This window comes from Acinetobacter sp. BZX-2 (assembly GCF_055179795.1).
This window is the reverse complement of the sequence record NZ_CM143686.1, coordinates 3148386-3160150: the sequence shown is the minus strand read 5'-3', so window position 1 is coordinate 3160150 and position 11765 is coordinate 3148386. Positions and strand designations below refer to the sequence as shown.

Genomic DNA, 11765 nt, shown 5'->3' with positions numbered 1-11765 from the left:
ATAATAAAAGTTCGAATGGAAATCATGCTCAGCCGGAGGATTCACCTATGGCAACGTATAGTCATATCAATAGTTTTAAGGCTTTAAAAAATCTAAAGGTCGGTTCAAAAGACTATCAAATTTTCAGTTTGGAAGATGCTCAATCTACATTAGGTGATCTATCTCAGCTACCCAAATCACTCAAGGTATTATTAGAAAATTTACTTAGATTTGAAGATGATATTACAGTGAACAAGGCGCATGTTGAAGCCATTGTGAATTGGCAGAAAACACGAACTTCTGATCAAGAAATCCAATACAGACCTGCACGAGTTCTGATGCAGGATTTTACAGGTGTACCTGCTGTTGTCGATTTAGCTGCCATGCGTGCAGCGATGCAAGAAGCAGGAAAAGATCCTAATTTGATCAACCCGTTATCACCTGTAGATTTAGTGATTGACCATTCTGTTATGGTTGATTATTTCGGCAATAAAAATGCTTTTTCAGAGAATGTTGAAATTGAAATGCAACGTAATGGTGAACGTTATCAGTTTCTACGTTGGGGCCAATCTGCATTTAATAATTTTAGTGTTGTACCACCAGGGACTGGGATTTGCCATCAGGTCAATCTTGAATATTTAGCCCAAGTGGTTTGGTTAAATGAGGATGAAGGTGCAACTTTTGCTTTTCCAGATACCTTAGTTGGTACAGATTCTCATACCACCATGATCAATGGTTTAGGGGTACTGGGATGGGGTGTCGGTGGAATCGAAGCTGAGGCAGCAATGCTTGGGCAACCGATCTCTATGCTGATTCCTGAAGTGATTGGTTTTAAACTCACTGGAAAATTACCTGAAGGAATCACCGCAACAGACCTTGTTTTGACCATTACCCAAATGTTACGTCAGAAAGGCGTTGTAGGAAAATTTGTTGAGTTTTATGGTGATGGTTTAGCGGATTTACCACTCGCAGACCGTGCCACCATTGCCAATATGGCACCTGAATATGGTGCAACATGTGGTTTCTTTCCGATTGATGAAGTGACTTTAGGATATTTAAAATTAACAGGGCGTCATGCAGATCGTATCGCATTGGTCGAAGCATACTGCAAAGCTCAAGGTTTATGGCGTCATGCTGGGGATGAACCGATTTTTACAGATACATTATCCTTAGATATGAGTACGGTTGAAGCCAGTGTTGCAGGCCCTAAACGACCTCAAGATCGCGTTAAATTATCCGATATACCACAAACTTTCCAAAAACTCATTGAGCTTGATCTCAAGCCTGCCAAAGTTGATCAAGAACGTTTAATCAATGAGGGAGGCGCAGGGACAGCGGTCGATGCAAAACAATCTACGGTACAAGCTGAACATCCTCATTGTGTGATCAATGGTAAAAATTATCCTTTAGTACATGGCGATATCGTTATTTCAGCGATTACTTCATGTACCAATACATCAAATCCAAGCGTCATGCTAGCAGCAGGGTTGTTGGCTAAAAAAGCAGTTGAACGCGGTTTGCAACGAAAACCTTGGGTCAAAAGTTCACTGGCTCCAGGCTCTAAAGTCGTAACTGACTATCTCAAAGCATCAGGTTTAATGAGCTATTTGGACCAACTTGGATATAACTTGGTAGGCTCTATGGTTGTACCACATGTATTGGTAATTCAGGGCCATTGCCCAAGCCGATTGAAGATGCAATTCAATGTTATGACTTAAATGTTGCATCTGTACTTTCGGGAAATCGGAACTTTGAAGGACGAGTACATCCTCTAGTCAAAACCAACTGGTTGGCTTCACCGCCTTTGGTGGTTGCATTTGGATTATTAGGTACGATTCGGAATGATATTACCGTTGAGCCTTTAGGTGTCGATCATAACGGGCAGAATGTTTATCTAAAAGATATTTGGCCAACCCAAGCTGAAATTGAAGAAGTACTGCAAAAAGTCAATACAGCGATGTTTCATAAAGAATATGCTGCTGTTTTTGAGGGCGATGAGCAATGGAAAGCCATTCAAATTCCAGACAGTCAAACCTATGAATGGGATGTTTATTCAACGTATATCCGACACCCACCATTCTTTGATGAGATCAATCAGCCGATTAAATCACTTCATGATATTGAGCATGCAAGAATTCTTGCAGTGCTGGGTGATTCTGTTACCACAGATCATATTTCGCCAGCGGGGAATATTAAAAAGGATAGTCCAGCAGGACGATATTTACAGGCTCAAGGCGTTGCACCCGTAGATTTTAATTCCTATGGTTCTCGCCGTGGTAACCATGAAGTCATGATGCGAGGAACATTTGCCAATATTCGTATTAAGAATGAAATGTTAGGTGGCGCTGAAGGTGGTAATACCCTATATATTCCGACAGGAGAACAACTGGCTATTTATGATGCGGCGATGAAATATCAACATGATGGTACACCATTGGTCATTATTGCAGGTAAAGAATACGGTACAGGTTCATCACGAGATTGGGCGGCTAAAGGCACTAACTTACTCGGTATTAAAGCGGTAATTGCAGAAAGTTTTGAGCGTATTCATCGTTCCAATTTGGTGGGTATGGGCGTTTTACCTTTACAGTTTATCGAAGGTCAAACCCGTCAAAGCTTACAACTGACAGGGCATGAGCAACTTTCTATCATTGGAATTTCAGATGCTATTCAACCGCATCAAATACTAGCGGTTGAGGTGAAACGTGCTGATGGTCGCTTAGATCATTTCCAAGTGTTATGTCGTATCGACACTTTGAATGAAGTTGAATACTTTAAAGCTGGTGGAATTTTGCATTATGTCTTACGTAATTTGATCGCTTCTTGATGCAAGTTAAGTCTACGTTTCAGTTCTCCAAGCCCTGCTGATCTTGCAGGGCTTTTTTTGATGAGCTTAGACTAGACACCTTTTGGATATTTAGATAAATGAGTAAAATAGCGGAATGTACTTTTTAATTGATGTAGAACATGACCGACCTTCTCCAAGATGATGAATATGACCGCCGTTTTGCAGGTGTAGCCAAGATTTATGGGGATGATGCATTTAATCACTATGAAAAAAGTCATGTGATGGTGATTGGAATCGGTGGAGTTGGTTCTTGGGCTGTAGAAGCTTTGGCACGTACAGGTGTTGGAGAGTTAACCTTGGTCGATATGGATTCAATCGCTGCATCGAATATTAATCGACAATTGCCTGCGATGACTTCTACTTTAGGTCAGGAAAAAATTGAAGTCATGGCAGAGCGTTGCCGTTCGATTAATCCACGCATCAAAATAAACTTAATCGAAGACTATTTAACACCTGAGAATGTCAAAGACATTTTAGAAAATGTCCCAGACCTAATTTTAGATTGTATTGATGATGTCAAAGCAAAATTGGCACTGATGTTACATTGTCGGTTTAATAAAATTCCACTGATTGTTTCAGGTGGGGCGGGTGGAAAATTAGACCCATTGAAAATACGGGTTGCTGATTTATCTAAAACTGAACAAGATCCGATGCTCGCAAAGTTACGTGCACAATTACGTTCTAAAGGAATCTGTAAAAAGCCGAAAGAAAAGTTTGGCATTACCTGTGTTTACTCGATCGATAATCCATTTTCGAGTGCTGATGTCTGTGCAAGTGCTGGATTACGTTGTGGTGGTTATGGCTCTGCTGTGGTTGTGACTTCAAGTTTTGCCATGATTGCAGTGGCGGAAGTATTAAAAAAATTAGAGAAGATTAAAATATGAAAAAAAAAATTCCAACAGTTTAAAACAGTATTACAACTTTATATTGAACTTGAAAATTCGAAACCGAAAATATGGAGACGTATACAAGTTCCCGTTGATTATACTTTTGCACAGTTACATCAAGTGATTCAAAAAGCTTTTGGTTGGGAGGATCAGCATTTGCACTTGTTAAAATTGACAGATCATGGTGTTGAACTTGTGCAATTGGGTGTTAAAGATAATGATTTTGACTCATTTGCATTGGAATCTTTGGATGAAAATGAGTACACATTAGAAGATCAGCTTGAGTTAGGGATGAATTTTGAATATCACTATGATTTTGGTGATGATTGGATTCATGATATTTTAGTTGAAGGTGTACTCATTGAGGCCAAAAAGCAAAAATATCCAGTTTGTCTTGCTGGTGAAAATAACCATGCATTTGAAGATATTGGAGGGGTCTATGGTTATCAGCATGCTCTAGAAGTATTAAATAATCCTCAACACGAAGAATATAAAGAATTGAAGTCTTGGTTAAAGGAGTGTTATGGGGCAGCAAAGATTAATAAATTTGATCCTACATTTTTTGATCCCAAAAAGATAAAATTTTAACTGTTAAAATAATTTAGCAGTTAAAATATATTGGCTTAAACCTAACTGTTATCGATATTTGATTCAACTTTTAGGTTAAATTATTGAGCAATGGATTGCTCTTTCAAATAATCCTCAGTCCGTTTCATCGCTTCTTTAATGTTGAGAATCGCATTTTCAACATCTGCAAAAGTCTTTGCATTTCCACCGCTTAAAGCTTGACGCCATTTTCGAGCACCTGGAAGATTTTGAAATAAACCCAAGATATGACGAGTGATAATTGATAGCGGTGCGCCTTCTTGCATACGCTGAGCGATATACGGCAACATTTGATCCATTATTTCAAAACGATCAGGTAGATCCAAATTCCACAATTGACCAATTTCAGCCAAAAGATAGGGATTATGATAGGCTTCACGACCAATCATCACACCATCGACATGCTGTAGATGTTGTTGCGTTTCTGCAAAAGTTTTAATTCCACCATTAATCTCAATGAGTAGATTCGGACGCTCTTGCTTTAAACGATAAACATCTTCGTAACGTAGTGGGGGAACTTCACGGTTTTCTTTCGGAGAAAGCCCCTGAAGCAAGGCAATACGCGCGTGTACGATAAAATTATCACAGCCCGTTTTGGCTACAGTATCTACAAAATGCAGCATTTCTTCATAAGAATGCATGTCATCAATCCCGATACGGTGCTTAACTGTCACTGGAATATCTACAGCACTTTGCATTTCGGCGATACATTCTGCAACGAGATCAGGTTCTGCCATGAGGCAGGCGCCGATTTTATTATTTTGTACACGGTCACTTGGACAGCCGACATTTAAGTTGACTTCATCATAGCCCCAGTCTTGTGCCATTTTGGTACAAGTGGCTAAGTCTTTTGGATTTGAACCACCGAGTTGTAGAACGATCGGGTGTTCTTCATTGTTATAATCGAGATGTCGATTGGCACCACCAAACAGAATCGCACCTGTTGTTACCATTTCTGTATAAAGGATGATATTCGGGTTAAATAAGCGTGCAAAGAAACGATAATCTTTGGTTGTCCAATCCATCATAGGTGCAACACTGATTCGTGGAGATTGAGGGGTTTCAATGGTTTTATTAATAGTCATTAAAAATCATACCTTTAATCTGTATTTCACAACCTGTGCGAATCTGTTTTAACCTGTGTTTAGGTGGGTTAATCGGTTTGCATTTACACCATAATCAAAAAAACAAGTTGTGGTGTAAATTATTGGGTCAATTACAACAAGGAAAGGTGCAGATGGTAAAGTTAATTATCGTGCTGCGATTCGAATCAATCGAAAGGGCTTTCCTACTTTCTCTGAAAGTAAAACATTTCACTCAAAGACGTTGGCTGAAAACTGGGTTAAGAAACGAGAAGTCGAAATTCAAGAAAATCCTGATATTTTGCTTGGCAAAGAAAAGCCCATTGATCTGACCTTAGCAGATGCCATAGATAAATATTTGGATGAAGTCGGGAGCGAGTACGGGAGGACGAAACGCTATTCTCTGCTCTTAATTAAGAAGCTACCAATTGCGCGCAATATTATCACAAAAATAAAATCAGTACATTTAGCCGAGCATGTTGCTTTACGAAAAGGTGGTGTTTTGGCATTTCAATTTGAAACAATGTACTATGATAAGATTGAATGGTTAGGCTTGGTCGCCTAACTTAAATAAACTATCTCCAATAAATACGGTACGATTCAACTCCTTATCCAAAGGTGAACAGATGACTATATATACCATTGGTTTTACAAAAAAAGTGCGAACATTTTTTTTAATTTACTCAAGGACAATCAAGTTAAGAAAATAATAGATGTCCGTTTGAATAATGTTTCACAACTGGCAGGTTTTGCCAAACGTGATGACTTAGCATTCTTTTTACGTGAGATATGTAACTGTGAATATGAACATATACCTGATTTGGCCCCCACGAATGAAATTTTAAAACCTTATAAAAGTGGCGATATACCTTGGGTCATTTATAAAGAAAAATTTTTAAATTTGATGGCTCAACGAAATATAGAAAAATACGCCAACCTTCAGCAATTTGAAAATGGCTGTTTGCTGTGTAGTGAGAACTTACCACACCAATGCCATCGCCGTTTAGTTATAGAATATTTACAACAACACACTGAATATCAACACAGTATTAAAGATCTATTCTAGTTCAAACGTAGCTTGGTTGATTGCTTTCACATAATGTCTAATCGTCATAACTACGCTAACTATACAAGAAGTAATGCGCAAATTGATTTTCTTAATTAACATAAAACTCAATATAATTCAATATCTTATATTGATAAACATTGTGACATAAATAAATTTTGACATTGTGTACTATATTGTAATAAACATTAATATAAAAACATGGCATACATATTTTAACGAACCCATCATTCTGGATCGTTTTGAAGTCGTTTAATTCTGAAAATAGTTAAATAGAGAGGGATTTCAATGCCACACGGTAAGTTTATTTTACACTCAAATTATATCCCCGCTGGAGATCAACCTGAGGCCATCGCGAGATTGATATCGGGTATAGATCATGACGCAACGCATCAAACATTAAAAGGAATTACGGGGTCGGGTAAGACATTTACCATGGCAAATGTGATTCATCGTTTAAACCGACCGACTGTGATATTGGCACCGAATAAGACATTAACGGCCCAGCTTTATGATGAAATGAAGCGTTTTTTCCCTGAAAATGCTGTCGAATACTTTGTTTCTTACTACGACTATTTCCAACCCGAAGTATATATTCCTGGCAGTGATCGTTTTATCCAAAAAGATTCTGCAATCAATAGCCATCTCGAAAGATTACGTTTATCTACCACAAAATCATTGATTGAACGTCGTGATGTGATTGTTGTTGCATCAGTATCTTCAATCTATGGTTTGGGGGATCCAAATAGTTATAAAGCATTGCAGATATTATTGGCACCAGATATTCAAATCGAACAAAATGAACTGATTCACCGATTGGCGCTGTTACAGTATGAGCGAACTGAACGCACTTTAAAGCGTGCAATGTTTAGAGTTCGAGGGGATATTATTGATATTTTTCCTGCTGATTCAGAGCACCACGCAATTCGTGTTGAACTTTTCGATGGGCAAATTGAATCCTTGACATGGTTAGACCCCGTAACGGGGAAAAAGTTAGATAAAATTGATCGATATTTAGTTTCACCAAAAACATTATTCGCCACACCGAGAAATCAAATCGAATTAGGTATACCTCAAATACGTGCTGATATGGAAAAAAGAGTTGAATCTTTAAATCAAGAAAATCGCTTCATTGAGGCCAATCGTTTATATGAACGTATTAGCAATGATACAGAAATGATGCAAGAGTTGGGATATTGCTCAGGTATGGAAAATTATTCCTGCTATTTCAGTGGTCGTGATTCTGCGTTACCACCCATAACTTTATTGGATTATTTACCTAAAGATGGATTGTTATTTATTGATGAATCACATGTCATGGTGCCTCAGATATCTGCAATGTATCGAGGTGATCAAAGTCGTAAAGAAACCTTAATCGAGTTCGGCTTTCGTCTACCATCTTCAAAAAATAATCGTCCATTAAATTTTCAGGAATTTGAAAAGATCAAACCGCAAACGGTCTTTGTTTCTGCTACACCTGGAGAATATGAGCTAAAAGCTTCTCAGCCGAGAGTAATTGATCAGATCATTCGACCAACAGGATTGCTTGATCCTAAAGTTGAGGTCAGAAAATCGGAAGGATATATCGATGATCTGCTCGTGGAAATTGCAAAATGTGTGAATGATAAAAATCGGGTTTTAGTAACGACACTCACCAAGGCCTCGGCTGAAAAACTACATGATTTTATTTCAGATCAGGGTTTTTAAGCGCGCTATATGCACTCGGATATTAAAACTGACGATCGAATCAAGATTATTGAGGGTTTACGTGCTGGCGAGTTTGATGTCTTGATTGGTGTAAGTCTGTTACGTGAGGGATTAGACATTCCTGAAGCATCTTTGATTGCAATTTTAGATGCGGATAAGGCTGGTTTTTTACGCTCAACTCAAGCACTACTTCAGATGATTGGTCGGGTCGCACGTAATGAAAACGGGATAGCTATTTTATATGCCGACACTGTGACTTCTGCGATGAGAAGGGCAATTGATGAAACCGCTGATAGAAGAGAACGCCAAATGGTTTTCAATCAAGAGAATGGAATTTCACCGATTACATCAAAACGTAAATTAGCTTCTGAAGAAAATCAGGACATGCTCAATCCAGTACATTCAGTCGCTTTCTGTGAGAATTTATCTGTTCTTTGCCAACAAATTACCAGTAAAGAACAGGAACTTCTTAAGTTTGAAGACAAAGGAGATGAGGAGAAAGTAGAAGACATTCGTCAGCAATTAGATGATTTATATCGACAATTCATTTATATGTGATTTGTATGATGAGCGGAAATTATTTGAAATAGTAATAACTTAAAGCCATACGTGTTGTGTCACATGACACCTTTTTGTTGTAATGAATATGTCTCACGTACAATTGAAAAAGAAACTCACAGCGAAATAAAATTCGGAAGAAAGGAGTAGATTTTTTCGAGACTGAAAATATTTAGTTCTCGCGTATCTGTGAAAATTAGATTAGAAAATTGAAGGCGAATTGGAAAAGAATATCGAGCTTTTGTCAAATCCTAACGCTTCTTTCATCCGATTAGATAATTGTAGCGTTTTTAAGTCGTGTTGATGTGATAAGCACAGTGCATACTAAAATGAAGCATTAAAGCAAGATTCATATTCAAGGTTTTCACTACACTATTACTATATTTGTGCGAAGTCTCTTGAAGTTGAATATCAAAGCTGTATATAGTTCCAAATATTCAAATCCTTTAATTAATTTGACCAAGTTCTCAAATAATGGCAATAAAAGCGACTCAAATTAAGTGTGTTAGAAGAAACTTATGAGCACTTGCGCATACATAGAGAAATGACTGTTGAAGCAAATAGTAATGAAGTTTTGAATGAAATATATCGAATAAACTGAAGATAATCGTGGAATTCATGAGGATGACCACAGACTAAGATGGAAAGCAGATGAGTACGGAAGCAGATTCAATAAGTTTAATTGGCCCAGTCGTGTTATTGAGTGCAGCCGTGATTGCTGTGCCTATTTTTAAGCGTATTGGTTTGGGATCTATTTTAGGTTATTTAATCGCAGGGTTAATCATTGGCCCATTTGGTTTTGCTTTTTTTAACGATCCTACGTCAATTCTGCATATTGCTGAGTTAGGGATTGTGATGTATCTCTTTATCATTGGATTGGAGATGCAGCCCTCTCATTTATGGAGTTTGAGGAAAGAAATTTTTGGATTAGGTAGTTTGCAAATTCTACTCTCAGTCATTGCACTCACTGGTATGGGGATACTCTTTGGTTTTAGTTGGCAAATCGCATTTATTGGTGCTGCAGGTTTTGTACTGACTTCTACCGCTATTGTTATGCAATTGCTAAGCGATAATGGTGAGTTGCATCAACCTCGAGGTCAAAAGATTGTCGCCATATTATTATTTGAAGATCTGTTGATTGTCCCACTACTCGCATTGGTTGCTTTCATGGCACCAAATAAAGCCGTTGAAAGTGCATCTGCAGGTATGCAAGGGATTGGTATAGGACTTCTTGCAATTGCTGCATTAATTATTGCAGGGCATTGGTTGTTAAATCCTTTATTTAAGATTTTGGCAGCAGCTAAAGCTAGAGAAGTGATGACAGCTGCGGCACTTTTAGTTGTGTTAGGGGCTGCTTTATTGATGCAACTAAGTGGTCTATCTATGGCGCTTGGCGCTTTTCTCGCAGGGGTATTGCTTTCAGAATCAACCTTCCGTCATCAAATTGAAGCAGATATAGAACCCTTTCGAAGTTTATTACTCGGTTTGTTCTTCTTAGGCGTAGGTATGTCCTTAGACTTAGCGGTGGTTGCTAAAAACTGGCCGCTCATTCTCAGTGGTGTGGTTGCGTTGATGTTAACCAAAGCTCTCATGATTTATGTGGTTGCACGACTCACTAAAAGTAACCATTTTGAGGCATTAGACCGAGCTTTATTGATGGCGCAAGGCGGAGAGTTTGCATTTGTTCTATTTAGTGCAGCAACCACAGCACAAATTATAGATAATACGATCAGGTCAAATTTGACAGCTATTGTGATCTTGTCCATGGTACTGACACCAATTATCGGTATTGTTTTTAAACGGTTTACAGAACCTACCGATGAAAATTTATTAGATCAGGTGAAAGTTGCAAATGGATTAACCGGTAAAGTGTTGATTATCGGTTTTGGTCGTTTTGGTCAGGTTGCGAGTCAATTACTGTTGGCACGAAATGTAGATGTTACGATTATTGATACTGATGTCAATATGATCCAAAATGCTGAAAAATTTGGATTTGATGTTTATTATGGTGATGGATCTCGTTTAGATATTTTACATACATCAGGAGCAGACACAGCGGAAGCGATTCTAATTTGTGTCGATAAAAAAGAAACAGTCAATAAAATTGCCGAGTTGGTGAGTGTAGAGTTTCCTTTAGCAAAGTTGATCGTGCGTTCTTATGATCGTGAACATTCCTTGTATTTATCAAAGCACAATGTTGATTTTATGGTTCGAGAAACTTTTGAATCTGCGATGGCTTTTGGGCAGATTGCATTGCAACAATTGGGCGTAAGCCCTGAAGAGATTCAGCAATTAAGTGATGATATTCGAACTTTAGATAATCAACGATTTGAAACAGAGGTTGCTGCTGATGATGTAAATGCAGGTATAGGGATGCAATATACACAGCGAAATCCTCGTCCAACAGCACCTTTAATAAAACCGCAACACAGTGGACAACTATTAAATAATATTGAGGTGGAAAATCAGCAAGCAGGTGATCAGCATTAGATTCAATTTTATAAAATTTGAATCGTTTTTAAATCAGCTATTTTTAGCTCATAAAGCTTAGTTTTAAGGCTGAGTAAATTGCCCTATAAGACGAATTTTATAGGGCAATGACATTGATATTTACCAATCAACACGTTTTAGTAAAATGTCTTTGTACATTTTAAAATCGCAGATCAAACTGAAGATCGGTTGTTTAAATGTGGCAGGTTTATTGTGTTCGAAAAAGAAATGTCCAACCCATGCGAAACCATAGCCGACAACAGGCAATGCCCAAAGTAGTTTGGCATTTCTCGTCATAGCAGCTGTAGCTGCAATTCCAATCACGCAACTTGTACCAACGAAGTGTAGACGTCGACAAGTTGGATCGGCATGTTGTGATAGGTAGAAAGGATAAAATTCTTTTAAGGTTTTATAACGACCATCACTACCCATGATTTCAATTGAAGGGCTTGGAACCAGTTCAGAAGTGAGGTTTGAGTTTTTAACCAGATGATCTATATGATTTTGAACCAGTGTTTGGGTATCCTGTAACATTTAACTAC

At 38.1% G+C, this 11765-nt stretch carries 5 protein-coding genes and 4 pseudogenes; 7 read left to right on the top strand and 2 right to left on the bottom strand.

Features of this window, described 5'->3' with window-relative positions; translation table 11 throughout:
• Window positions 1-47: 47 nt before the first annotated feature.
• The 3 genes and pseudogenes from acnA to ACY45D_RS14835 form a co-directional block, all read left to right on the top strand.
• Window positions 48-2806 (top strand): annotated as a pseudogene (acnA, locus tag ACY45D_RS14845) (aconitate hydratase AcnA).
• Window positions 2807-2946: 140 nt separating this feature from the next.
• The gene (locus ACY45D_RS14840) at window positions 2947-3711 is read left to right on the top strand and encodes a tRNA threonylcarbamoyladenosine dehydratase (protein WP_463107416.1); all 765 of its coding nucleotides are present in this window, start codon (window positions 2947-2949) and stop codon (window positions 3709-3711) included.
• 39 nt (window positions 3712-3750) lie between these two features.
• Window positions 3751-4302 (top strand): annotated as a pseudogene (locus ACY45D_RS14835) (plasmid pRiA4b ORF-3 family protein); the annotation flags it as partial.
• An 80-nt stretch (window positions 4303-4382) separates the two neighbouring features.
• Here the strand turns inward: ACY45D_RS14835 and dusA are convergent.
• Window positions 4383-5405 carry a tRNA dihydrouridine(20/20a) synthase DusA gene (gene dusA / locus ACY45D_RS14830; protein WP_463107415.1) on the bottom strand — a complete coding sequence of 341 codons (1023 nt, stop codon included), beginning with the start codon at window positions 5403-5405 and terminating at the stop codon, window positions 4383-4385.
• Window positions 5406-5526: 121 nt separating this feature from the next.
• On the opposite strand from dusA, the pseudogene ACY45D_RS14825 reads away from it, so the two are divergent.
• The 4 genes and pseudogenes from ACY45D_RS14825 to ACY45D_RS14810 form a co-directional block, all read left to right on the top strand.
• Window positions 5527-5904: pseudogene (locus ACY45D_RS14825) on the top strand (integrase); the annotation flags it as partial.
• A gap of 219 nt (window positions 5905-6123) precedes the next feature.
• Window positions 6124-6468, top strand: coding sequence for a DUF488 family protein, N3 subclade (locus ACY45D_RS14820; RefSeq protein ID WP_463107414.1), 345 nt, complete (start codon window positions 6124-6126; stop codon window positions 6466-6468).
• A 288-nt stretch (window positions 6469-6756) separates the two neighbouring features.
• A pseudogene (gene uvrB / locus ACY45D_RS14815) lies at window positions 6757-8733 on the top strand (excinuclease ABC subunit UvrB).
• 651 nt (window positions 8734-9384) lie between these two features.
• Window positions 9385-11223 (top strand): monovalent cation:proton antiporter-2 (CPA2) family protein, encoded by a 1839-nt coding sequence (locus ACY45D_RS14810; RefSeq protein ID WP_463107413.1) that lies wholly within the window; start codon window positions 9385-9387, stop codon window positions 11221-11223.
• A 120-nt stretch (window positions 11224-11343) separates the two neighbouring features.
• Here the strand turns inward: ACY45D_RS14810 and ACY45D_RS14805 are convergent, their stop codons facing one another.
• A complete protein-coding gene (locus ACY45D_RS14805; protein WP_463107412.1) occupies window positions 11344-11757 on the bottom strand; it encodes an Mpo1-like protein in 414 nt (137 codons plus the stop codon).
• Window positions 11758-11765: the final 8 nt, after the last annotated feature.

Excerpts from the sequence above, each read along its gene's own strand:
- ACY45D_RS14810 (WP_463107413.1), top strand. The coding sequence starts at position 9,385 with ATGAGTACGGAAGCAGATTCAATAAGTTTAATTGGCCCAGTCGTGTTA.
- ACY45D_RS14805 (WP_463107412.1), bottom strand. The coding sequence starts at position 11,757 with ATGTTACAGGATACCCAAACACTGGTTCAAAATCATATAGATCATCTG.
- ACY45D_RS14840 (WP_463107416.1), top strand. The coding sequence starts at position 2,947 with ATGACCGACCTTCTCCAAGATGATGAATATGACCGCCGTTTTGCAGGT.
- dusA (WP_463107415.1), bottom strand. The coding sequence starts at position 5,405 with ATGACTATTAATAAAACCATTGAAACCCCTCAATCTCCACGAATCAGT.